Annotated in this window: 21 protein-coding genes; 12 read left to right on the top strand and 9 right to left on the bottom strand. The window is 70.7% G+C overall.

Annotation, left to right across the window (positions count from 1 at the left end; all coding sequences use genetic code 11):
- Nucleotides 1-69: 69 nt before the first annotated feature.
- Together ABZ906_RS24630 and ABZ906_RS24625 are read right to left on the bottom strand one after the other, a co-directional pair.
- The gene (locus ABZ906_RS24630) at nucleotides 70-1,785 is read right to left on the bottom strand and encodes an Ig-like domain repeat protein (RefSeq protein ID WP_361385973.1); all 1,716 of its coding nucleotides are present in this window, start codon (nucleotides 1,783-1,785) and stop codon (nucleotides 70-72) included.
- 203 nt (nucleotides 1,786-1,988) lie between these two features.
- Complete coding sequence (locus ABZ906_RS24625) at nucleotides 1,989-3,830, bottom strand: phosphoenolpyruvate carboxykinase (GTP) (protein WP_361181974.1); 1,842 nt, start codon at nucleotides 3,828-3,830, stop codon at nucleotides 1,989-1,991.
- A 308-nt stretch (nucleotides 3,831-4,138) separates the two neighbouring features.
- Here ABZ906_RS24625 and ABZ906_RS24620 point away from each other — a divergent pair, with 308 nt between their 5' ends.
- From ABZ906_RS24620 to ABZ906_RS24610, 3 genes are all read left to right on the top strand, one after another.
- Nucleotides 4,139-4,876 (top strand): hemolysin III family protein, encoded by a 738-nt coding sequence (locus ABZ906_RS24620; protein ID WP_361181975.1) that lies wholly within the window; start codon nucleotides 4,139-4,141, stop codon nucleotides 4,874-4,876.
- A gap of 133 nt (nucleotides 4,877-5,009) precedes the next feature.
- On the top strand, nucleotides 5,010-5,654 hold the full coding sequence (locus ABZ906_RS24615; RefSeq protein WP_361386752.1) for a TetR family transcriptional regulator: 645 nt from the start codon (nucleotides 5,010-5,012) through the stop codon (nucleotides 5,652-5,654).
- Nucleotides 5,655-5,695: 41 nt separating this feature from the next.
- A complete protein-coding gene (locus ABZ906_RS24610; RefSeq protein ID WP_361385970.1) occupies nucleotides 5,696-6,457 on the top strand; it encodes a Mut7-C RNAse domain-containing protein in 762 nt (253 codons plus the stop codon).
- Nucleotides 6,458-6,569: 112 nt separating this feature from the next.
- Here ABZ906_RS24610 and ABZ906_RS24605 read toward each other — a convergent pair whose 3' ends face one another.
- Entirely contained in the window at nucleotides 6,570-8,582 is a 2,013-nt protein-coding gene (locus tag ABZ906_RS24605) for a thioredoxin domain-containing protein (RefSeq protein WP_361385967.1), read from the bottom strand.
- Between the two features lie 133 nt (nucleotides 8,583-8,715).
- Here ABZ906_RS24605 and ABZ906_RS24600 point away from each other — a divergent pair, with 133 nt between their 5' ends.
- On the top strand, nucleotides 8,716-11,916 hold the full coding sequence (locus tag ABZ906_RS24600; protein WP_361385964.1) for a tetratricopeptide repeat protein: 3,201 nt from the start codon (nucleotides 8,716-8,718) through the stop codon (nucleotides 11,914-11,916).
- On the opposite strand, the gene ABZ906_RS24595 is transcribed toward ABZ906_RS24600, so the two are convergent.
- Together ABZ906_RS24595 and mca are read right to left on the bottom strand one after the other, a co-directional pair.
- On the bottom strand, nucleotides 11,913-12,182 hold the full coding sequence (locus ABZ906_RS24595; protein ID WP_361386749.1) for a hypothetical protein: 270 nt from the start codon (nucleotides 12,180-12,182) through the stop codon (nucleotides 11,913-11,915). The genes ABZ906_RS24600 and ABZ906_RS24595 overlap by 4 nt on opposite strands.
- 19 nt (nucleotides 12,183-12,201) lie before the next feature.
- Entirely contained in the window at nucleotides 12,202-13,083 is an 882-nt protein-coding gene (gene mca / locus ABZ906_RS24590; protein WP_361181983.1) for a mycothiol conjugate amidase Mca, read from the bottom strand.
- A 167-nt stretch (nucleotides 13,084-13,250) separates the two neighbouring features.
- On the opposite strand from mca, the gene ABZ906_RS24585 reads away from it, so the two are divergent.
- The gene (locus ABZ906_RS24585; protein WP_361385961.1) at nucleotides 13,251-13,658 is read left to right on the top strand and encodes a DUF4307 domain-containing protein; all 408 of its coding nucleotides are present in this window, start codon (nucleotides 13,251-13,253) and stop codon (nucleotides 13,656-13,658) included.
- Between the two features lie 201 nt (nucleotides 13,659-13,859).
- On the top strand, nucleotides 13,860-14,357 hold the full coding sequence (gene greA / locus ABZ906_RS24580) for a transcription elongation factor GreA (protein WP_361181986.1): 498 nt from the start codon (nucleotides 13,860-13,862) through the stop codon (nucleotides 14,355-14,357).
- A 98-nt stretch (nucleotides 14,358-14,455) separates the two neighbouring features.
- On the opposite strand, the gene ABZ906_RS24575 is transcribed toward greA, so the two are convergent.
- From ABZ906_RS24575 to ilvA, 3 genes are all read right to left on the bottom strand, one after another.
- Entirely contained in the window at nucleotides 14,456-15,322 is an 867-nt protein-coding gene (locus ABZ906_RS24575) for an ABC transporter permease (RefSeq protein ID WP_361385958.1), read from the bottom strand.
- The gene (locus ABZ906_RS24570; protein WP_361181989.1) at nucleotides 15,319-16,332 is read right to left on the bottom strand and encodes an ATP-binding cassette domain-containing protein; all 1,014 of its coding nucleotides are present in this window, start codon (nucleotides 16,330-16,332) and stop codon (nucleotides 15,319-15,321) included. Before ABZ906_RS24570 ends, ABZ906_RS24575 begins: the two co-directional genes overlap by 4 nt.
- A gap of 212 nt (nucleotides 16,333-16,544) precedes the next feature.
- Nucleotides 16,545-17,774, bottom strand: coding sequence for a threonine ammonia-lyase (gene ilvA / locus ABZ906_RS24565; protein WP_361385955.1), 1,230 nt, complete (start codon nucleotides 17,772-17,774; stop codon nucleotides 16,545-16,547).
- Between the two features lie 145 nt (nucleotides 17,775-17,919).
- Here ilvA and ABZ906_RS24560 point away from each other — a divergent pair, with 145 nt between their 5' ends.
- The 3 genes from ABZ906_RS24560 (at nucleotide 17,920) to ABZ906_RS24550 (ending at nucleotide 19,252) form a co-directional block, all read left to right on the top strand.
- Entirely contained in the window at nucleotides 17,920-18,423 is a 504-nt protein-coding gene (locus ABZ906_RS24560; RefSeq protein ID WP_361181992.1) for a MarR family transcriptional regulator, read from the top strand.
- Nucleotides 18,424-18,518: 95 nt separating this feature from the next.
- On the top strand, nucleotides 18,519-19,001 hold the full coding sequence (locus ABZ906_RS24555) for a sigma factor-like helix-turn-helix DNA-binding protein (protein WP_361181994.1): 483 nt from the start codon (nucleotides 18,519-18,521) through the stop codon (nucleotides 18,999-19,001).
- Nucleotides 18,998-19,252, top strand: coding sequence for a hypothetical protein (locus ABZ906_RS24550; RefSeq protein ID WP_361181996.1), 255 nt, complete (start codon nucleotides 18,998-19,000; stop codon nucleotides 19,250-19,252). Before ABZ906_RS24555 ends, ABZ906_RS24550 begins: the two co-directional genes overlap by 4 nt.
- Nucleotides 19,253-19,268: 16 nt before the next feature.
- On the opposite strand, the gene ABZ906_RS24545 is transcribed toward ABZ906_RS24550, so the two are convergent.
- Entirely contained in the window at nucleotides 19,269-20,423 is a 1,155-nt protein-coding gene (locus ABZ906_RS24545) for a cystathionine gamma-synthase (RefSeq protein WP_361181998.1), read from the bottom strand.
- Nucleotides 20,424-20,513: 90 nt separating this feature from the next.
- Between ABZ906_RS24545 and ABZ906_RS24540 the strand changes: the two genes are divergently transcribed.
- The 3 genes from ABZ906_RS24540 to ABZ906_RS24530 all read left to right on the top strand — a co-directional run bounded on the left by ABZ906_RS24540 (nucleotide 20,514) and on the right by ABZ906_RS24530 (nucleotide 23,270).
- Nucleotides 20,514-21,632 carry a hypothetical protein gene (locus ABZ906_RS24540; protein WP_361182000.1) on the top strand — a complete coding sequence of 373 codons (1,119 nt, stop codon included), beginning with the start codon at nucleotides 20,514-20,516 and terminating at the stop codon, nucleotides 21,630-21,632.
- Nucleotides 21,633-21,792: 160 nt separating this feature from the next.
- Nucleotides 21,793-22,497, top strand: coding sequence for a peptide-methionine (S)-S-oxide reductase MsrA (msrA, locus tag ABZ906_RS24535; protein ID WP_361385952.1), 705 nt, complete (start codon nucleotides 21,793-21,795; stop codon nucleotides 22,495-22,497).
- Between the two features lie 131 nt (nucleotides 22,498-22,628).
- A complete protein-coding gene (locus tag ABZ906_RS24530; protein ID WP_361385949.1) occupies nucleotides 22,629-23,270 on the top strand; it encodes an ATP-dependent Clp protease proteolytic subunit in 642 nt (213 codons plus the stop codon).
- Nucleotides 23,271-23,272 lie beyond the last annotated feature (2 nt).

The raw sequence follows: 23,272 nt of genomic DNA, 5'->3' as shown, positions 1-23,272 counted from the left end.
CGGTCCGCGGCCGGGAAGGCCGCGGACCGGGCGCCACTGACGGCAGCGAGGACTGGGGGTACCCGCCGCCTAGCCGGTGATCTTCACGGTGGCCTGCGCCGACGAGCCCGCATGCAGGTCGTCGCCCTCGTAGCTCACCGCGTACACGGTCTTGCCCTTCTTGTTCGGCAGGTCCCTGATCTTGAACGTGCCGTCCGCGGCCACCGAAGCCGACGTGAGCTCACCCGTCGTGCCGAGCCTGTCGGTCCGCGTCACCTTGAGGTCGATCCCGGAGGGCAGCGCGCACCCCTGCCCCGTCAGCTTCCCGGTGATCTCGACCCCGCCCGCGCGGGTCGCCTCCGCCGGGGCCGTCATCTCGACCGCCGTCGCGGCCTTCGCCACGTCGACCGTGAGCGTGACGTCCTGCGCGGGCCGGTGCGTGACATCGCCGAGGAACCGCAGCGTGTACGTCGCCTCGCCGAGCCGGTCCGGCACGTCGAGGACGGTGAAGCCGCCGTCGGCCGCGACCTTGGCGGACGCCACCTCCGTCGTGCCGTCCGCGTCCTTGCGGACCGCCTCGACCTTCACCGCCTCCGCGGGCGCGGGCCCGTCAAGCTCCAGCCTGCCCCGGATGCCGAGCGGTTCACCGACGACGGGCTTCGACGGCGTGGTGCTCAGGGTGCCCGTGAAGCGCGAGTCGTACTGGGCGGCCGGGGGCTGGATGATGTGCAGCCAGTACTCGTTGCCGTACGCGTTGGTCGTGACGGCGAACAGCCGCCGGCCGTCCTTCGACCAGTCGAGGCCGCGCGGCACGACACGGTTGCCGTCGAGCGTGCCCTCGAAAGCGAACTCGAACGGCGTCGTGCCGTCCGCCGGATCGGCGGGCTGCACGAGGAGGTCGGCGGTGCTCCCGGAGGCGGCGGCGCCGCGCGCCACGTACTTTCCGTCACCGCTGAACGCCACCGCGGAGGCCTTGGCCCCCTCGGGCAGTGCCTGGTACGGCGTATCGGCGTCCGAGAGGTCCCCCGCGTTCAGCAGCCTCGTGCCGTACGCGGCGTCCGCGACCGCGACCCTCTTGCCGTCGGCGCCGACCGCCAGATCCTTCAGCTGCAGCGCGCCGTTGCCCTCGCTGTCGGCGAAGCGGCGCACGGCGTCACGTACGGGGTTGTCGCCCTCGGTGTTGAAGGAGGCCAGGAACGGGTTGGCATCCCCGGGGCCGGACTCCTGCCCCATGAAGAACCGGTTGGCGCCATCGGGGGCGGCTTCCAGGTTCAGCCTGCCCTTGGCGTTCCAGCCCGTCCGGGCGAGGGTGCCGCCGACCAGGCTGTCCAGATTGCTCTGCGCCGCGGGACAGTCGGAGATGTAGGTGCTTGACTGCTCGGTCCACCACACCTTGCTGCCCGTGACGGCGACCTCCCGGCCGCACGTCTCGTCGTAAGCGGTGGTGGCGGCGGTCAGCTTGAAGGTCGTGGTGTCGTACTCCGCGATCCGGGTGCGCTCACCGACGTACAGCGTGGAGCTGTCCGCGCTGAGCGCCAGGCCCGACACGCGGTTCGTCGTGGCCCAGGAGGTGAGCTTGTGCCCCTGGAAGTCGTAGACCGCGATGAAGCCGGGGTTGCTGTAGCTGCCCCGGTAGTTGTCCGAGACGAAGACCCGCTCGTGCGCCGAGTCGACGGCGATCGCCGAGTACGAGGAGATCGGCAGCTTCACCACCTCGTCCGACGGAGTGGCGGCGTACGCGGCGGGTGTGGTGCCGGCGACGAGTCCCGCCGACCCCAGGACCACCGCGAGCGCGGCGCCCGTCACACGTCTTAACCGCTGAGAGTTCTTCAACTGTGCCCCCCACAGGCTTATTTGTCGGCCCGTGACGATCAACAGGCCCCCGTGCGGGGTCATTGAAACATGTGAGAGGAGTGTGAAGGCAAGGTGTTTGAGATGCGTGCGTGTCGCACGGCCGGGCCCCCGCACGCCGTTGTGCGGGGGCCCGGCCGAAAGCGGAACGGCTGAGGTCAGCCGAGACGCTGCACCAAGGCGCGGTACTCGTCCCACAGCTCCGTGGGCGTGTGGTCGCCGAAGGTGTTCAGGTGCTCGGGGACCAGCGAGGCCTCGTCGCGCCAGACCTCCTTGTCGACCGTGAGCAGGAACTCCAGGTCGGACTTGTCCAGGTCGAGGCCCTCGGTGTCGAGCGAGTCGACGGTCGGCAGGATGCCGATGGGGGTCTCGACGCCCTCGGCGCGGCCGTCGAGACGGTCCACGATCCACTTCAGGACACGGGAGTTCTCGCCGAAGCCGGGCCACACGAACTTGCCGTCGGCGTTCTTCCGGAACCAGTTGACGTAGTAGATCTTCGGCAGCTTGGACTGGTCCTTGCCGGCGCCGACCTTGACCCAGTGGTTCATGTAGTCGCCCATGTTGTAGCCGCAGAACGGCAGCATGGCGAACGGGTCGCGGCGCAGCTCGCCGACCTTGCCCTCGGCCGCGGCGGTCTTCTCGCTCGCCACGTTCGCGCCGAGGAAGACGCCGTGCTGCCAGTTGAAGGACTCCGTCACCAGCGGCACCGCGCTGGCGCGGCGGCCGCCGAAGAGGATCGCCGAGATCGGCACGCCCTTGGGGTCCTCCCACTCGGGCGCGATGATCGGGCACTGCGAGGCGGGCGTGGTGAAGCGGGCGTTCGGGTGCGCGGCCGGGACGCCCGATTCGGGGGTCCAGTCGTTGCCCTTCCAGTCGGTGAGGTGGGCCGGAGTCTCCTCCGTCATGCCCTCCCACCAGACGTCGTTGTCGTCGGTGAGCGCGACGTTCGTGAAGACGGAGTTGCCCCACAGGGTCTTCATGGCGTTGGCGTTGGTGTGCTCGCCGGTGCCGGGCGCGACGCCGAAGAAGCCGGCCTCGGGGTTGATGGCGTAGAGCCGGCCGTCCTCGCCGAAGCGCATCCAGGCGATGTCGTCACCGATGGTCTCCACGGTCCAGCCGCGGGTCGTCGGCTCCAGCATGGCGAGGTTGGTCTTGCCGCAGGCGCTCGGGAACGCGGCGGCGACGTACTTCGACTCGCCCTGCGGCGGGGTGAGCTTGAGGATCAGCATGTGCTCGGCCAGCCAGCCCTCGTCGCGGGCCATGACGGAGGCGATGCGCAGGGCGTAGCACTTCTTGCCGAGCAGGGCGTTGCCGCCGTAGCCCGAGCCGTACGACCAGATCTCGCGGTCCTCGGGGAAGTGCGAGATGTACTTCGTGGAGTTGCAGGGCCACGGCACGTCCGCCTGGCCCTCTTCGAGCGGGGCGCCGAGCGTGTGGACGGCCTTCACGAAGAAGCCGTCGTCACCGAGCTCGTCCAGGACCGCCTGGCCCATGCGGGTCATGGTGCGCATGGACACGGCGACGTACGCGGAGTCGGTGATCTCGACGCCGATCGCGGAGAGCGGCGAGCCGACCGGGCCCATGCAGAACGGGACGACGTACATGGTGCGGCCGCGCATGGAGCCGCGGAACACGCCCTCCTCGCCCTGGAAGATCTCCCGCATCTCGGCGGGGGCCTTCCAGTGGTTGGTCGGGCCCGCGTCCTCTTCCTTCTCGGAGCAGATGAACGTGCGGTCCTCGACGCGCGCGACGTCGGTCGGGTCGGAGGCCGCGTAGTACGAGTTCGGGCGCTTGATCGGGTCGAGTTTCCGGAAGGTGCCCTTGGCCACGAGCTCCCCGCACAGGCGCTCGTACTCGGCCTCGGATCCGTCGCACCAGACCACGTTGTCCGGCTGTGTCAGTTCGGCGATCTCGTTCACCCAGGAGACGAGCTCCCGGTGGTCGGTGGGAACGGTACCCAGGGAAGCTGCGAGAAGGGGAGCCGCGATATCGCGCGCCACGATTGCTCCTATACGAGGGGTTTTGGTTTGTTTTGCCCCGTGGGGGCTCCGACCCGGACGCTTCACGTATTGACCCTCTGGCGCTCATCCGGTGCCGACCGCACTCATTTGATCATCCGACGCTTCTGCGCATATGTCCAGAGGGCCTCACACCTGAGCGGCGTGAGCATCGCCACTCGCCAGGGCGGCCTTCCGTACGCGAATCCGTCACTTGTACGCTCGGGTATCACCGTGACCATCGCCACTTGTACGCCTCGGTCCTCACTTGCCTGATGCCTAACTTACGGTTGCGTAGGTACGATGCCGATATGACCGCTCCTGTCCCCGACTCGGACACGAACCCCCCGGCCAAGAGCCACGATTCGTCCCCGCTCGACGCCCTGCCGCGCCCGGAGATCCCGGATCTCGCCGAACTGAAACCGAAGATGCGCGGCTGGCTGCACGCGGGCATGTTCCCCGCGGTGCTCGTCTCCGGCATCGTCCTCACGGCGCTCGCGGGCTCCACGCGCGCACGGATCGCCTGCGGGATCTATGTCCTGACGGCATGCCTGCTCTTCGGCGTGAGCGCGATCTACCACCGCGGCACCTGGAGTCCGCGCGCGGACGGCGTGCTGCGCAGACTCGACCACGCCAACATCTTCCTGATCATCGCGGGCACGTACACACCGCTGACGATGCTGCTCCTGCCCGAGTCCAAGGGGCAGTGGCTGCTCTGGGGCGTATGGGGCGCGGCGGTGGCCGGCATCCTCTTCCGCGTCTTCTGGGTCGGCGCCCCGCGCTGGCTCTACACCCCGTGCTACATCGCGATGGGCTGGGCCGCGGTCTTCTATCTGCCGGACTTCATGCGGACGGGCGGCATCGCCGTGCTGGTCCTGGTGGTCGTGGGCGGACTGCTCTACAGCGCGGGCGGCGTGATCTACGGCATCAAGCGCCCCAACCCCTCCCCCCGCTTCTTCGGCTTCCACGAGGTCTTCCACTCCCTGACACTGGCCGCGTTCGCGGTGCACTACGTGGGCATCTCGCTGGTGGCCTACCAGCACGGATAGCAGCCCAAGACCCCTTCCCCCCTTCATGGCCGCGGCTCTCCAGCCGCGGCCATTTGCGTGCGCGGGGACACACGGACGACGGACGCATTGACGGTGACTACCTTTTGACAGTTACTTTCAATTCATGAGGACAATGAGGGCCATGACGGCCGCACGTACCACCGCTTCCCCGCACGGCTCCCGGCCGGGGCTCCGCGAACGGAAGAAGCTGAAGACCCGCAGCGCGATCCGTGAGGCCACCTACCGGCTGATCGAGGAACAGGGGTACGACGCCACGACGGTCGAGCAGATCGCCGAGGCCGCGGAGGTGTCGGCGTCCACCGTCTTCAGGTACTTCCCGACCAAGGAGGACATCGTCCTCACCGACGAGTACGACCCGCTGCTCGAACAGGAGCTGCGGGCGCGCCCGGCGGACGAGCCGATCGTGGAGTCCCTGCGGCACGTGCTGCGCAGGGCGCTGAGTCTCGGGTTCACCGAAGACCCCGAGGTCTCGCGGCTGCGCACCCGCCTGATGGTGGAGATCCCCGCCGTGCGCTCCCGGATGCTGGAGAGCATGTCGGTCACCGGCCGGATGCTGTGCCGCGTCATCGCCGAACGCACCGGCCGCGACGCGGAGGAGCTGGAGGTGCGGGTGTTCTCGATGGGCCTGATCGGCGCGCTGACGGAGGCGACGGCGTACTGGGCGGAGCACGGCCACCGGGACGATCTGGGCGACCTCGTGGACCGCACCCTGGACATGCTGGCGGTGGGCTTCGCGTCGGGGCGCGGGGCGCCGTAAATGCCGGGTCCTGCGGGTGCCCTCCATGCCATCCTGACCGCATGAACGGTCCGGAGATCCTCATCCAATTCGCCCCCGAGCTGGGCCTTTTCGTCCCGCACGAGCGCAGGGGCGGCCCCACCGCGGCAGCTACGGACGGCGTGTCCACGCTCGGGCACGTCGTCGAATCGCTCGGGGTGCCGCTGACGGAGGTGGGCGCGCTCGTCGTGGACGGCGCGGAGGTCCCGGTCTCGCACATCCCCGCGGCGGACGAGTCGGTGGAGGTCCGCGCCGTCACCCGCCCCCAGCCCGTACCCGGCGCCCCTCTGCGCTTCCTCCTCGACGTCCATCTCGGCACGCTGGCCCGGCGTCTGCGCCTCCTGGGCGTCGACGCGGCCTACGAGAGCACGGACATCGGCGACCCCGCCCTCGCCAAGCGCTCGGCGGCCGAGCAGCGGGTGCTGCTCAGCCGCGACCGGGGGCTGCTGCGGCGGCGGGAGCTGTGGGCGGGCGCGTACGTCTACAGCGACGCGCCCGACGAACAACTCCGCGACATCCTGGGCCGGTTCGCCCCCGCGCTGCACCCGTGGACACGCTGCACCGCCTGCAACGGCTCACTGCGGGCGGCGACCAAGGAGGACGTGGCGCAGCGCCTCGAGGGCGGCACGCGGGGGACGTACGACGTGTTCGCGGAGTGCGGTGAGTGCGAGCGGGTGTACTGGCGCGGGGCACATCATGACCGGCTGGAGGCGATCGTGGCGGAGGCGGTGGCGGATGCGTCCGCGAACGCCGGCCGGGCGGGTGACAGCCCGTCCGGCGTTTGAGGACGAACTCGGCGGAGCCGGTGATGACGGCACGCAAGGCCCCCGCGCCGAGCGGGTTTTCGGGAAGGGGCGGGGTCGGGGAAAAGAACCCCGCCCAACCCCGCCCGCGACGTCACCCGGACAACTTCGCCGCCAGCTCCCCCGCATCAGCGGTAGGCGCGTCGCAAACGAACCGCCGGCACACGTAGGCCGCAGGCCGCTCCCTCCCCGCGAGCAGCGGAAACTCGTCACCGCCCGCAGGGCCGACGGCGACAACGGCCCCCGGCGCAGTCCCCAGAAGCGCCGTACGGTGCAGCTCACCCCCGACCTCACCGATCACAGCCACCTCACGAGGCCCGTCAAGCGCCGCCTCGGCCACAGCCAACCCGTTCCCGATGAACCGCGGCGCCCGAGGCGCAAGCCCCTTCACGACCCCGAGGGCCCGCTCGGCCGCCGCACGATGCGGCTCCGCCCCCGTATGCGCCGCATACGACAGAAGGGCCCCCGCAGCAGCCGTCCACCCGGACGGCACCGCATTGTCGGTGGGATCCTGCGGCCGCCTGATCAGCTGCTCCGCGTCCGCGGCGGTGTCGTACAGAGAGCCGGACTCCGCATCCACGAACTGCCCGAGCACGTGATCGAGCAAGAACCCCGCGAACTCCAGCCACACCCCCTCCCCCGTCACGGAGGCCAGCGCGAGGAACCCCTCGGCGACATCCGCGTAGTCCTCAAGGACACCCGCGTTGGCGCCCACGACACCGTCCTTGGACGTACGGGAGAGCCGCGCCCGGTCGTCCATGTGAAGGCGCACCAGCAAGTCACCGGCGCCCACCGCCGCAGCCACCAGGTCCGGCCGCTCGAAGTACGCCCCCACCTCGGCGAGCGCGGCGACGGCGAGGCCGTTCCAGGCGGCGACGACCTTGTCGTCACGTCCGGGCGCGGGCCGCTGCGACCGCGCCGCGAGGAGCCGCTCCCGAATCGAGTCGAGCCGCCCGGCATCCGCCGACACACCCGCGTCCACCGGAAGCTGCAGGACCGAAGCGCCCTCCTCGAAGGTCCCTTCCTCCGTCACCCCGAAGTACGCGGCGGCGATCTCCGCGTCGTCATCACCGAGCACGTCGCGCAGCTGCTGCGGCGTCCATACGTAGTACGCGCCCTCGACGTGCTTGCCGGTCGCGGCGTCCTCGCTGTCCGCGTCGAGCGCGGAGGCGAACCCGCCCTCGTTCGTGCGCAGTTCGCGCACCATGAAGTCGGCGGTCTCCAGGGCGACGCGCCGCGCGAGGTCGGAACCCGTGGCCCGCCACAGGTGGGCGTAGACGCGGCACAGAAGGGCGTTGTCGTACAGCATCTTCTCGAAGTGCGGCACGACCCACTCGCGGTCCACGGAGTACCGCGCGAACCCGCCGCCCAGCTGGTCGTAGATCCCGCCGCGCGCCATCCGCTCGCAAGTGTCGGCCGCCATCTGGAGGGCGCCCTCGGAGCCGGTGCGGGCGTAGTGCCGCAGCAGGAACTCGATGACCATGGACGGCGGGAACTTGGGCGCGCCCCCGAATCCGCCCTGTGTCGCGTCGTAGTCGCGCGTCAGGCCGAGCAGCGCCTGGGCGAGCTCGTCCTCGCCGGGCAGCTCGTCGGCGCCGAACGCCAGCTGCCGCTCGGAGAGATCACGGACGATCTTCCCGGCGACCTCGTCGACCTCGTCGCGCCGATCGGCCCAGGCCCGCCGCACCCCGTCGGCGACCTGCTGGAAGGAGGGCATGCCGTGCCGGGGCTCGGGCGGGAAGTACGTGCCGAAGTAGAACGGCTCGGCGTCGGGCGTGAGGAAGACGGTCATGGGCCACCCGCCCTGCCCGGTCGCCGCCTGCACGGCCTCCATGTAGACGGCGTCGATGTCGGGCCGCTCCTCGCGGTCGACCTTGATGTTGACGAAGTGCGCGTTCAGGAAGGCGGCGGTGTCGTCGTCCTCGAAGGACTCGTGCGCCATGACGTGACACCAGTGGCAGCTGCTGTACCCCACGCTGAGCAGCACGGGAACGCCTCGCTCCCGCGCCTCGGTGAAAGCCTCCGCCGACCAGGGCCACCAGTCGACGGGGTTGTCGGCGTGCTGAAGGAGGTAGGGGGACGTTTCGTGGGCCAGTCGGTTCGGCATGCCCCCATCCTCGCTCACCCGGCCCCCGGATCCGCGGACTGTGCCACGTGATCCGTGGAGTACCTCGCGCCGGAGCTCTGTACGCAGGACACTTGTGACCGCAGGCGACTATTGCTCTCGGAGGGGGACCCATATGCGGGACAGCCATCGGGCCGAAGCCGAGCGGCTGTTGGTGCGGGCGGTGGAGGAAGAGGTGCGGCGTTCCGGCGGGCGCATCGACGCGGGGGTGCTGCTCTCGCGGGCCCGGGCTTCGCTCGACTCCATGGGGCAGGCCGCCGAGGAGGAGTACGCGGCCTATACGCAGGCCGTCGACGAGTCGGAGGCCGGGCAGCTCTCCTTCGGGCAGCGTTACGCCAGGGAGGGTGCGGGAACTCCCCTGCTCGTGGCCGTCGTTGCGGCCGTGGCGGCGTGTGTGGCCGACCTCGTCCTCGGCACGGAGACCTCGACCGCTCTGGGCGCGGGCGCCGCCGTCGGCGTCATCGGCGCCGCCACCACCGTCCTGAAGGTCACCGCGGCCCATGTGCCCGCGGCCAGCCGCCGCGCCGGGGCGATCAGCCAGCCGGGCGGGCCCGAGCAGCTGCGGCTCCAGTGGCTGACGGCCCTCGAGGTGCGGGGCATCCGGCCCTTCATCGACCAGCAGCGGGTGCTCCAGGCGTCCTCCGGGGCCGCCAAGAAGAAGTCCGCGCCCCAGCTGCGGGGCACGGACAAGAGCGCGGCGGCCCGCAGGCGCACCGTACTGGAGCAGTCCTTCACCCAACTCCCCGAGCCACAGGGCCCGTTCGCGGGGCGCCGTGCCGAGCTCGCGCGGGTCGCCCAGTGGGTGCACGCCGCGCGGGCCAGCACCGAGACGCGGCCCACCGTGGTCGTGCTGCACGGCACGCCGGGCTCCGGCCGCTCCTCGCTCGCGGTCCGTGCCGCGCACGACCTGCGCGACCAGTTCCGGGGCGCCTGCGTCGTCGACCTGCGGGGCGAGAGCTCCCAGCCGCTGTCCACGCGCGACGCGCTCCTGCATCTGCTGAATCGATTGGGCGCCCCGCGCGAGCAGTTGCTGTTCCGGGAGCGTTCCTCGCAGGAACAGCAGGTCAAGCGGCTCAGCGAGCTCTACCACCAGTATCTGACCGGGCTCGCGGTGACCGTCGTACTGGACGACGCGAGCGACCCGGAGCAGGTGCGCACCCTCGTGCCCGAGCGCTCCGACAGCCTCGTGATCGTCACCTCCCGCAAGCCCCTGGAGCTCCCCGCCGACCTGCCCGCCTGGGTGCACCAGCTGCCGGTGGACCCGCTGGACGCGGCGGGCGCGGAGGAGCTGCTGCGGGAGGCCGCGCAGGACACGTCGGGGCCCTACGACGCCGAGTCGGAGGACGCGGTGCGGGAGCTGTGCGGCGGCCTTCCGCTCGCCCTGCGCATCGCCGGGTCCTCGATCGGCTCGCGCACCTCGCGCCAGCTGGCCGCCGACCTCGCCGCGTACGGCCCGGTCGAGCCCGTCGAGCGCGTCCTGTGGCTGCGCTACACCGACCAGACCGAGCCCGCGCGGCGCCTCCTGCGCAGGCTCGCCCTCGCGGGCCGCGCGTCCCTGGGGACGGCCGCCGCCGCTGCCCTGCTCGGCGCCGACGAGCAGGGGGCGGCCCGTCAGCTGACGGCGCTCTCGCGCGCGGGCCTCGTCGACCACGTGCGCGGCAGCCGCTACCGCCTGCACGACCTCGTACGGGCCTTCGCGCTCGCCCGCGTCCTCGACGAGGAGGAGCCCGCGGAGCGCACGGCCGCGCAGGAGCGGCTGATCGTCAGCTACAGCGAGCTCGCCGGATCGGTGATCCGCCTGGTCGACGGCAAGATGTCGACGCGGGCCGGCCAGTTCGACCGGCACGGCTTCTCCTCGCTCGACGCGGCCCTGCGCTGGCTCGACGACGAGTCGAGCTTCATCACGGCGGCGCTGCGGCACGCGGAGGGCGTCGACCAGGAGGCGGTACGACACCTCCTGGGCGCTCTGTGCGACTACTGCCTGCTGCGCGGCGACCTCTACCGCCTGGGCGAGATCAGCGAGCTGGCGCAAGCCGTCGACCAGGGGCTTCTGACCCGGAGCGTGCAGTGGCGCACGGGCATCGCCTCGCGCCAGCTCGGCGAGCTCGACCAGGCGCGGACGACCCTGACGTCGGTCGTCGACCTGTACATGGAGGCCCACCAGGACGCGGGCGCGGCCCTCGCCCTGTGCTCCCTGGGGATCACCCTGCACCACCAGGGCAATCTGACGGAGGCCGCGGCCCGGCTCAGCGAGGCTCTGGAACTCCAGGCCGCCGACGAGCTCGCCGGTGACCGCGCCTGGACGATGCACGCCCTCGCCGCGGTGGAACGCGACCGCTCCAACCTGAACAAGGCCCTCGGTCTCCTGGAGGCCTCCCTCGCCCTGCACCGCGAGAACGACTCCCTGCACGGCGAGGCCTGGGCGCACTTCCAGCTCGGCCAGCTGTGCCTGCGCATGGGCGACGTACCGCGTGCGGAGGAGCAGCTGCGGGGCGCCCTCGACCTCTACGGGCGTACGCGCGACGGCCGCGGCGAGGCGTGGGCCCTGACGCAGCTGGCGCGGGCCCGCATGGTGGACGGCGACGCGTCGGCGGCGGTGGACGGCCTGCGTCAGGCGGTGTCCCGGCACCGGGAGAACGAGGACGCGCGCGGCGAGGCGTGGAGCGCCTACTACCTGGGCCAGGCCCTGGAGGAGGCGGGCCAGCTCGACCAGGCGGTGCGCGAGCTGGAGCGCTCGCGGACGATGTTCTCGCGGATGCGGGACGTGTACGGCCTGGCCTGCGCGCGCCACCACTCGGCGCGGGTCACGCGCGACCAGCGTGCCGCCCAGACGGGCTCGCTGCGCAACTCCGGCTTCGCCCGACAGCTCCTGGTGGACGCCCGCGCCGACTTCCAGCGCATCGGCGTCGCGCACGGCGAGGCCTGGACGTGCCTGGAGCTCGCGGTCGTCGACGCGGGGAACACGCGCGCCCAGCAGGCGCTCGCCCTGTGCGACGAGGCCGCCGGCCTTTTCGCCTCGTACGGCGACCGCCGGGGCGGGGACTGGGCCCGCTTCCTGCGCTGCACCCTGCTGCCGTACGCGTCGCCCGGCGGCTGGGAGATCGGTACCGCCGTCGCCCAGGAGGAGCTCAACCAGCTGGTCCGCGCCGGTCACCCGACGCGCGACGGGGCGCTGGTCGACTACATGGAGGCGTACGGCCTGCTGCTGCAGCGCGGCGCCGACCTGGAGGCCGGCTGGCAGGCCTGGAGCCTGGGCATGGTGCCGAACCGCCACTCCCGGGAAGTGATGGGAGTGACGGTGACGAGCGCCGGCTAGCCCTTGCGGGACTCGGCGGAGGACGTGCTCCCGCCGGAGGAGTTCGAGGCACCGGCGGACGGGTTCGAGGAACCGGCGGAGGAGTTCGAGGAACCGGCGGACGAGTCCGCGGGTTCCTTGAAGTCGACCTTCCGCATGTGCTTGTTCATCGACTTCATCAGCCCCCAGACGGCGAGAGCCATCACCGCGAAGACGATGAAGCCGAGAACACCCGGGGTCACCTTGTCATCGTCGACCTCTTTGGCGAGAGGGACGAGATGCGTCATTGCCAGATGTACGTTCACGCTAGGCATTGTCGCGGATGCCCGCAAAGAGGTCGTCCTCGGGGAGGGATGTATCGACGAGCGACTTCGCGAGCTCGTACTCCTCCGTGGGCCAGACCTCCTTCTGGAGCTCCATCGGCACCCGGAACCAGCCGCCCTCGGGGTCGATCTGCGTGGCGTGCGCGATCAGGGCCTTGTCCCGGACCTCGTAGAAGTCTGCGCAGGGGATGTGCGTGGTCAGCGTGCGCTCGACCCGCTCGAACTCGTCCCAGCGCTTGAGCCAGTCCCCGTAGGGCGACTCCATGCCCTTGTCGAGCATCGCCTGGTGCAGCGCCTCGGTGCGCGGCCGGTTGAAGCCCTGGTTGTAGTAGAGCTTCAGCGGCCGGTAGACCGGCCCGAACTCGCTCTCCGGGTACTTCTCGGCGTCCGCCGCACCGTCGAAGGCCACCATCGAGATCTTGTGGGTCATGATGTGGTCGGGGTGCGGATAGCCGCCGTTCTCGTCGTAGGTCGTGATGACCTGCGGACGGAAGGAGCGGATCTGCCGGACCAGCTCACCGGCGGCCTTGTCGACGTCCTCGAGGGCGAAGCAGCCCTCGGGCAGCGGCGGCAGCGGGTCGCCCTCGGGCAGACCCGAATCGACGAAGCCGAGCCAGTCCTGCTTGACGCCGAGGATCTCGCGCGCCTCGTCCATCTCCTTGCGGCGCACCTCGTGGATGTTCTCCTGGATGTACTTGTCACCCTGGAGCTTGGGGTTGAGGATGTCGCCGCGCTCCCCGCCCGTGCAGGTCACGACATGCACGTCCACCCCCTCGGACACGTACTTGGCCATGGTGGCCGCGCCCTTGGACGACTCGTCGTCGGGGTGGGCGTGCACGGCCATCAGTCGCAGCTGCTCAGTCAAGACTCGATCCTCAGTCATTGGGCGCCCGGTCGATATGGCGCGGTAAACAAGTGTCGTCCCGCAGGGGCGTCGATGCGGGGCGGCGGTCGGGTGGCGGGCCGGAGGCTTCTATAGTGACGGAACCGGGGGGCGGAAAATTCCGGCATCCCTTTTCCTGGAGGACGATCATGGCGGCCGTGAGCGAGAAGGCCCCCGACGGCCGTTACGGCCGGTCGCGGACGGCCGACGAACGTGCGGACCGCAAGCTGAAGATCACCGGCGGGATCCTCGGCGTTCTCTTCCTCCTGATGATCGGCTGGTTCGGATACGACTACGTCTCCGGCACCAAGGTCAGCGGCGAAATGATCAAGTTCGACGTCGTCTCGGACAGCGCGGTCAAGGTGCACCTGGAGGTGCGCAAGGACGCGGACGCCAAGGGCTACTGCACCCTGCGCTCGCAGGCCGAGGACGGCGAAGAGGTGGGCCGCGCGGACTTCCGTTTCGACCAGAGCGAAGGACGGATCGACAAGGTCGTCACGCTCCGCACGAAGGCCCGCGGGACGAGCGCCGAACTGCTCGGCTGCCACTCGGACTGACACCGGCTCGCCCCCTGCGTCACGCTGAACGTCCGACGCCCCCGATGTACCGGCTCTCACCTGCGTCGACGTATTTCTGATGGCTTATGTCCTCCCCCTCACGCGCCTGAATTGTTAGGCTCGTGGTTTCGCCCACCCGTTAGGGAACATCCTTCTGGGTAGGGCGATGCTTTGTATTCCCAGTACCTACGAGGAGCACCTGTGACCCAGACCAGCGAGAACGTCACCTGGCTGACCCAGGAGGCGTACAACCAGCTCAAGGCCGAGCTGGAGTACCTGTCTGGTCCCGCGCGCACCGAGATCGCTACGAAGATCGCGGCGGCGCGTGAGGAGGGCGACCTGCGCGAGAACGGCGGGTACCACGCGGCCAAGGAGGAGCAGGGCAAGCAGGAGCTCCGCGTCCGCCAGCTGACTCAGCTCCTGGAGCATGCGAAGGTCGGCGAGGCGCCGGCCGCGGACGGCGCGGTCGCGCCCGGCATGGTCGTGACGATCGCCTTTGACGGCGACGAGGACGACACCCTGACGTTCCTGCTCGCCTCCCGCGAGTACGCGAGCGCCGATATCGAGACGTATTCGCCGCAGTCCCCGCTGGGCAGCGGTGTGAACGGCAAGAAGATCGGCGAGGACGCTCAGTACGAACTGCCGAACGGCAAGCTGGCCTCGGTGAAGATCCTCCAGGCGAAGCCGTACCAGGCCTGAGGCCTGCGACAGCGACGCACGAAAGGCCCCCGCACACGTGATGTGCGGGGGCCTTTCGCATGTCCGGGGCCCTTTGCGTGTCCGGTCCCGGCTGCCGGCTAGTCCGCCCGGCGGTACTTGCGGACCGCGAGCGTACGGAACGCCACGATGATCAGCACGGACCAGATCAGCGAGGCCAGGACGGGGTGCTCCATCGGCCAGGCTCCGGTGACCGACTTCGGCACCCCCTCGATCGTGTTGCCGAACAGGTCCCGGGCCGCCGCCACCGTGGCACTGAAGGGGTTCCACTCGGCGACGTACTGAAGGAATTTCGGCATGCCGTTGACCGGCACGAACGCGTTCGAGATGAACGTCAGCGGGAACAGCCAGATCAGTCCGCCGGAGGTCGCCGCCTCGGGGGTCCGCACGGACAGGCCGATCAGGGCGCCGATCCACGTGAACGCGTACCCGAGGAGGAGCAGCAGGCCGAAGCCCGCGAGGACCTTGCCGATGTTCTCGTGCGTGCGCCAGCCGACGAGCAGCGCCACCACCGCGAGCACGGCCAGGGTCACGGCCGTCTGCACCAGGTCCGCGAGGGTGCGACCGGTCAGCACGGCACCGCGCGCCATCGGCAGCGACCGGAAGCGGTCGATCAGGCCCTTGTGCATGTCGTCCGCGATGCCCGCGCCGGCGCCCGCCGTGGCGAACGTGACGGTCTGCGCGAAGATGCCCGCCATCAGGAATTCCTTGTAGGCGCTCGCGCTGCCCGCGGGCGCACCCGGAATGTTGATGGAGCCACCGAAGACGTACGTGAACAGGACGACGAACATGACCGGCTGGATGACCCCGAAAAGGATCATCTCGGGGATCCTGGTCATGCGGATCAGGTTCCTTTTGGCCACGACGAGCGAGTCCCTGGCCGACTGGACGACGCCGCCCTTGGGGCGGGGCGCCAGGAGTTGCCGGGTGTCGGATACAGCGCTCACTTCGCGTCCTCCATGTCCGTGACGGCCGCGCCGTCCCCGCCGTCGCCGCTGTCCGCGCCGTTCGGTGCCGCCTCGGCCACGTGGCCGGTCAGCGAGATGAACACGTCGTCCAGGGTCGGGCGGCGCAGTCCGATGTCGTCGATCTCGACCCCGCGGGTGTCCAGTTCGCGGATGACCTCGGCGAGCAGCTTGGCGCCGCCGGAGACCGGGACCGTGAGCTTGCGGGTGTGGGACTCGACGGCGACATCGCCCTTGCCCAGACCCCGCAGGACCTCCTCGGCCGGGGTGATGTGCTCGCGCTCGTGCACCACGACCTCGACGCGCTCGCCGCCGGTCTGCGCCTTGAGCTGGTCGGAGGTGCCGCGCGCGATGACCCGGCCGTGGTCGACGACGCAGATGTCGTGCGCGAGGTGGTCGGCCTCTTCGAGGTACTGCGTGGTGAGCAGCAGGGTCGTGCCGCCCGACACCAGCTCCTGGATGACCTCCCAGAGCTGCTGCCGGTTGCGCGGGTCGAGGCCCGTCGTCGGCTCGTCCATGAACATCACCGGGGGCGACACGACGAGCGCGGCGGCGAGGTCGAGTCGGCGGCGCATGCCTCCCGAATACGTCTTGGAGGGGCGGTCCGCGGCGTCGGCGAGGTTGAACCGGTCGAGCAGCTCGCCCGCCCTGACCTTCGCCTCCTTGGCCTTCATCTGGTAGAGCTGGCCGACCATTTGGAGGTTCTCTCGGCCCGTCAAGTACTCGTCGACGGCGGCGAACTGGCCCGAGAGGCCGATCGAGCGCCGCACTTCGTTCGGATGCTTCAGTACGTCGATGCCCGCGACGACCGCCCGGCCGCGGTCCGGTGTCAGCAGTGTCGTCAGACAGCGCACCGCCGTGGTCTTGCCCGCGCCGTTCGGCCCGAGGAGACCGAGCACGGTGCCTTCCGGGACATCCAGATCGACGCCGTCCAGAGCCTTTACGTCGCCGAAGGTCTTCACAAGGCCTTCGGCGTAGATGGCGCCTGGCATGTGGGTTCTCCCAGTGGTTTGGGTGACTTCCTACCGAAAAGTTTAAATTTGCCGGGGAGCACTCGCCCGGCGACCAGTGACGTGAGACACACCATAACGCGATACATCGCGTCTTTACAACGGGGTGGGTGGAGCCTGTGGACAACGCAAAATAGCCGGGAACGGCCGGGCACGCCCGCGATTTTCCGCCGCGGCCCGCGCCGTGCGGACCGTCAGTCGATGACGGTGTAACCCGCCTCGCGCAGAGCCGTGCCGACCTCGACGCAGTGCGCCGGGCCCTTGGTCTCCAGCTGCAACTCCACCTCCACCTCCGTGAGTCCGAGGCGCGGATCGGTCCGCACGTGGCTCACGTCGAGGACGTTAGCGTCGACCACTGACAACACCCCGAGGAGCGTGGCCAGGGCCCCCGGCCGGTCCGTCAGACGCAGCCGCAGCGACAGATAGCGGCCCCCGGCGGCCATGCCGTGGCGCAGGATGCGCTGCATCAGGAGCGGGTCGACGTTGCCGCCCGACAGGAGCGCGACCACCGGCCCCTCGAACTCCCGCGGCCTGCTCAGGAGCGCCGCGACGGGGCTCGCGCCCGCCGGTTCGACGACCATCTTGGCCCGCTCCAGGCAGAGCAGCAGCGCGCTGGACAGCTCGTCCTCGGAGACGGTGACCACGCCGTCGAGCAGATCCTCGATGATCCGGAACGGCACGTCGCCGGGGCGCCCGACCTTGATGCCGTCGGCCATCGTCGCCGGGTTCTCGACGGACACCGGATGCCCCGCGGCCAGCGAGGGCGGATACGCGGCGGCGCCCGCGGCCTGCACGCCGATCACCTTCACGTCCGGGCGCAGCGTCTTGACCGCCACCGCGATGCCCGCGGCGAGCCCGCCGCCGCCGATGCCCAGGACCAGGGTGCGCAGCTCCGGGCACTGCTCGAGGATCTCCAGGCCCACCGTGCCCTGCCCCGCGATGATGTCGGGGTGGTCGAAGGGGTGGATGAAGACGGCGCCCGTCTCGTGCGCGTACTCCTGCGCGGCGGCCAGCGTCTCGTCGACCACCTGGCCGTGCATCCGCACCTCGGCGCCGTACTCACGGGTCGCGGCGACCTTGGGCAGGGGCGCGCCCACCGGCATGAAAACCGTGGAGCGCACGCCGAGGAGCGAGGACGCGAGGGCCACGCCCTGCGCGTGGTTGCCCGCGCTCGCGGCCACCACACCGGCCGCGCGCTCCTCGGGAAGCAGGCCCGCGATCCGTACGTACGCGCCGCGCAGCTTGAAGGAACCCGTCCGCTGGAGGTTCTCGCACTTGAAGTGGACCGGCGAGCCCACCAGCTGCGACAGGTGCCTGCTGCCCTCCATCGCCGTCACCCTGGACACACCCGAGAGCATCTTCTGGGCACCGCGCACGTCGTCCAGGGTGACCGTCGGCAAGGAGTGAGGCGTGCGGTAGCTCATGACCGCCAGTCTCCCAGTTCACACCAGGGTCCTCCTGCGGTGACCACGTGCCGAGACTGGTTTGCGCAGCGCCGGTACGCCCCGCGTCCCGGCCGCGTACCCTGTCCCCCAACCCATCGCCCTCGCATGAAGTGAGCCCCCGGCCATGCCCACAACTCCGGACATGACGACCGCCAGCGATCCCGGCCTCCTCGACACGCTGCAGCACCAGGTGGCCGTGTTCGCCCGCCGTGCGGAGCAGACACGCCTCGGCGGCGTCGGACAGGTCCGCAACTCCATGGACCGCGCCGCGTATCTGCTGCTCAACCGCCTCGACAAGGAGGGGCCGATGGGCGTCAAGGCGCTCGCGGCGAGCATGGGCATCGACTCGTCGACGGTCACCCGGCAGGTCGCCCCACTGGTCGACACGGGCCTCGTCAAACGCACCTCGCACCCCGAGGACGGCCGTGCCGTGGTGCTCCAGCTGTCGCCGCGCGGCGAGGCACGCCTCAACGAGGTGCGCTCCTCGCGGCGTGACCTCATGGCCGAACTGACCGATGACTGGTCCCCGCAGGAGCGCGAAAGCTTCTGCACGCTCCTCACGCGCTTCAATTCCGCCCTCTCCGCCCGGCAGACCTCGCAGACGCCTCCGGAGACGCCCGCTTCCTGAGGCCGGCGCTCCGGCCCCTCCTGCCTATTGACCCCGGCCGTGTGCCTGGCCTCATATGAGACCGGGGGCCCGGTCCCCTCCAGGCAGGAGGCGCGGTGCGCGAGCGGCAGGCGTTCCTCAACGCCCGCCGGGCCCGGGAGTTCGAGGCATTCGTCGCGGGCGCGGCAGGCAGGCTGCTGCATGCCGCGACGCTGCTCACCACCGAGCCGCCGGACGCCAACCCACGCGCGCGTGCCCTGCTGACGGCCTCCCTGGCGCACTCGTACGCGTCCTGGGACCGGATGCGCGGCGAGGATCCCTACGACCGCACCCGCCAGCAGCTGGCCATCCGGTTCGCGCGCGGCGCCTGGCGCAGGCACCGCGGCCACGGCGGCCTCCTGGCCCGGCTCACGCCCCAGGAGCGGCTGATTCTCGTCCTGCGGCTGTACGAGGGCGTCGCCGAGGAACAGACTGCCGCGCTGCTCGGGCTGCCCGCCGAGCGGGTCGGGACGATCTGCGCCCGCGCGATGGAGACGGTCCTGCATCCGCCGCGCGGCCCCGCACCGCCGCGTCCCGTGGGGGAGGCGGCCCCGTCATGAGCCAGTTCGACCGCAAGGAGGACCTGGTCCGCCACCTCCTGGACGACGGCACGCCCCCCTCGGTCCCGACCGAGCTCTACGAAGACGCGCTCCGCCGCGGCGGCCGCATGCTGCGCCGCAGAAGGGCGCTGCGCCGGCTGTTCTGGCTGCTGCTGTTCGCGGCGGCGGTCGCCTTCGTGGTCTGGGCGTCGATCGCCCAGCCCTGGGTGGAGCAGCCTTCCGAGACCACTCCACCCCTCACCCGCTGGTGACCGGGCGCCGGTGCGCCTAGCCCAGCGCCTGCTGGAGGTCGGCGAGCAGGTCGTCCGCGTTCTCGATGCCCACCGAGAGCCGCACCAGGTCAGCGGGGACCTCCAGGGCCGAGCCCACCACGGACGCGTGCGTCATCCGTCCGGGGTGCTCGATCAGGGACTCCACGCCGCCGAGGGACTCCCCCAGGGTGAACAGCTTCGCGCGGTCGCAGACGGCGACCGCGGCCTCCTCGCCCCCGGCGACCTGGAACGACACCATCCCGCCGAACGCCTTCATCTGCTTGGCGGCGGTCTCGTGACCGGGGTGCTCCGGAAGGCCGGGGTAGAGGACGCGCGTCACGCGCGCGTGCCGCGTCAGCATCTCGGCGATCTTCGTCGCGTTCTCGCTGTGCCGGTCCATCCGCACGGCCAGCGTCTTGATGCCGCGAAGGACCAGCCACGAGTCGAAGGGCCCGGCCACCGCGCCCATCGCGTTCTGGTGGAAGGCCAGCTCCTCGCCGAGCGCCGAGTCGTTGACGACGAGCGCGCCGCCCACGACGTCCGAATGCCCGCCCATGTACTTCGTCAGGGAGTGCACGACGACGTCCGCGCCGAGCGCCAGGGGCTGCTGGAGGTAGGGGCTCGCGAAGGTGTTGTCGACGACCAGGCGGGCGCCCGTCTCCTTGGCGACCTGGGCGACGGCGGCGATGTCGGTGATGCCGAGCAGCGGGTTGGAGGGGGTCTCCACCCAGATCGCCTTCGTACGGTCGGTCACCGCGGCCCGTACCGCCGCCGGGTCGGAGGTGTCGGCGACCGACCACTCGACGCCCCACCGCGAGACGACCTTGGCGAAGAGCCGGAACGTGCCGCCGTACGCGTCATTGGGGATGACCACGTGGTCGCCGGGACCGAGCAGCGTACGCAGCAGGCAGTCCTCGGCGGCGAGACCCGACGCGAAGGCGAGCCCGCGCCTGCCGCCCTCGATGGCGGCGAGGTTCTCCTCCAGCGCGGTGCGGGTCGGATTGGCGCTGCGGCTGTACTCGTAGCCGCCGCGCAGCCCGCCGACGCCGTCCTGCTTGTACGTCGACACCTGATAGATCGGCGGGACGACCGCGCCGGTCAGCGGGTCGGCGGTGTTGCCCGCGTGGATCGCGGCGGTCTCGAAACTCTGGCTCCTGAACGTGTCACTCATGCGGCCAGAGCCTAGTCCGGGACGGGGCGCGGCCCGGCAAGTTCGAGACTGGTTCGCCAAGTGTCAGACCAGTCTGGTTCGCTTGTACTCATGGAAATTCTCTGGGTGCTGATGGCGGCGATCATGATCGGGGCGGTGCTCGGCCCTGTCCTGCTGCGCAGGCGCGGCGGAATCCGCCAGGTCGCCCCCGGTTCACCGGACGCCGCGGACCCCGCGGACTACGGCTTCGCGCGCCAGGAGGAGCTGGACATCCGCATGCCGGGCCCGGACCACGACCTCATGGACGTCCTTGACGTGGTCCAGCAGTCGCAGAGCTGGAAGGCGGCCTCGCAGCTGCTCGCGGGCACGGAGATCCACGGCGAGGTGCGCTGGCAGCGCGTGCAGGCGTTCGCGGGCGCGGCATCCCTGGAGCTCCAGCAGCGTCCCGGCGGGGTCAGCGACCAGCCCGGCGGGCAGTGGCTGCGCGTGTGGCGGGCCGAGGCGCCCAAGGACGCGGGCGGTGCGGCGGTGCACGCGGAGTTTCTCGTCCAGCAGGCCTGGCGGTCGTCGACGTCCGGGACGGACGAGTTCCGGATCATCCTGGAGGAGGCGAAGGAGGCCTGCGCGCAGGCGGCGCTCCTCTCCCCCGGCGACCCCGTTCCGTACATCATCGAGCTCTCCATCGCGCGCGGACTCGCTTACTCGCGCGAGGAGTTCGAACAGCTGTGGCTGAAGATCCTGGACCGCGCGCCCGCGCACATGGGGGCGCATCTGGCGGCCCTGCACTACTGGTGCGAGAAGTGGCACGGCTCGCGTGACCTCGCGAACAACTTCGCGGAGGCCGCGGCGGCCCGCGCCCCCAAGGGTTCGCTGCTGGCCGCGCTCCCGCTCTTCGCGGTGTACGAACACCTTCCCGAGGTCAATCTGGTCCGCGGTTTCTACGAGAGCGAGGTCGTCACCAAGGCGGTCGAGGGCGCGCTCTACGCGGTGCACTCGGCCCGCCCGGACGACCCGATGCTGGCGCACGTGCGCCACCTCCTGGTCTTCTTCCTGGTCCGCTGCGAGCGCTGGGCGGAGGCGATGAACCAGCTGGTCCACGTGGACGGCCACGTCGGCGCCCTGCCCTGGACGGTCTCCCCGGACCCGGCCGCGGACTACGCGGTGTACCGCGCGCTCGCCGTCGCGGGGTACGAGGCGAACGGCGGCAGCCCGGCGACGCTGTCGCACTGAGACGACCCGCCGCCCGCCGTCCGGCGCCCGTTCCCGTACGGCCGCCGTCCGGCCCACTCCCGCACGGCCGCCGTACGGCCAGGAATGCGGCCACCTCCGAACACGTTGACGTAAAAGCCGCTAGCCACGCCCCACCAGAGCGTCCCAGGAGGACAGCCCCATGCTCTTCGGCCGCACGCCCGAGCTCCCCACCCCCGAGCAGGCCCTCAAGGGCCGCGCGACCCCCGAGTTCGACGTCCCCACCCGCCACACGGTCCTCGGCAACCCGCTCCTGGGCCCGTACCCCGACGGCCTGGAGATCGCGGACTTCGGACTCGGCTGCTTCTGGGGCGCCGAGCGCAAGTTCTGGCAGACGGAGGGCGTCTGGACGACGTACGTCGGCTACCAGGGCGGTTACACGGAGAACCCCTCGTACGAGGAGGTCTGCTCGGGCCTGACCGGTCACGCGGAAGTGGTCCGCGTGGTCTTCGACCCGACCCGCGTCTCGTACGCCGCGCTCCTGAAGCTCTTCTGGGAGTCCCACAACCCCACCCAGGGCTTCCGCCAGGGCAACGACGTGGGCACCCAGTACCGCTCGGCGATCTACACCCACACCCCCGAGCAGGAAGCGGGAGCGGTGGCATCCCTGGACGCCTACCAGCAGGTCCTGAACGCCGCGGGCCACGGCACGATCACGACGACGATCCTCCCGGCGGCCTCCCGCCCGTTCTGGCCGGCCGAGGGCTACCACCAGCAGTACCTCGACAAGAACCCCGACGGCTACTGCGGAATCGGCGGCACGGGCCTGCAACTGGACAGCCCCTCGGAGACGAACTGGGGCCGCGCCTGCCCGACGGGAATCGCTCCGGCGCCCTCCGACGACTGACCGGGCCTGACCCCTCTGCCGTCGGCAGATCTGCCGCGGGCAGAGATCGCTGACGCGGTGGGGGCGGGCGTCCGAAGGTGGTGGGACAGCGGCCGGCAGGCGTGCCGCTCCCACCGTCTGGAGGACGATCGATGCCACACATCGTCAGTGCCCCGCGAGCCTCCGAGGACGAGACGTCCTCGACCCGGTTCGACGATCATCTGGCCGCGCAGCTCCTGACCCAGCGGATCGTCTTCCTGGGTACGCAGGTCGACGAGGTCTCCGCGAACCGGGTCTGCGCGCAAATGCTGCTGCTCTCCGCCGAGGACCCGCGGACCGACATCAGTCTCTACATCAACAGCCCCGGCGGCTCCGTCACCGCGGGGCTCGCCATCTACGACACCATGCGGCTCATCCCGAACGACGTGTCGACCCTGGCCATGGGGTTCGCCGCGAGCATGGGGCAGTTCCTGCTGACCGTCGGGACCGCGGGCAAGCGCTACGCCCTGCCCAACGCGCGGATCATGATGCACCAGCCGTCCGCCGGTATCGGCGGCTCCACCGCCGACATCGCGATCCAGGCCGAGAACCTGGAGTTCACGAAGAAGGCCGTCGAACGGCTCACCGCCCAGCACACCGGGCAGTCGGAGGAGACCATCTCGCGGGACGGCGACCGCGACCGGTGGTTCACCGCCGAGCAGGCCAGGGAGTACGGGATGGTCGACCGGGTGCTCGACTCGCTCGCCGACGTGCGGCCCGCGGCGACCAAGCCGCGGATGGGACTGGGGGTCTGACG

The organism is Streptomyces sp. NPDC046925 (assembly GCF_040644915.1).
Lineage (GTDB): Bacteria > Actinomycetota > Actinomycetes > Streptomycetales > Streptomycetaceae > Streptomyces.
This window is presented reverse-complemented; position numbering and strand designations above follow the sequence as displayed.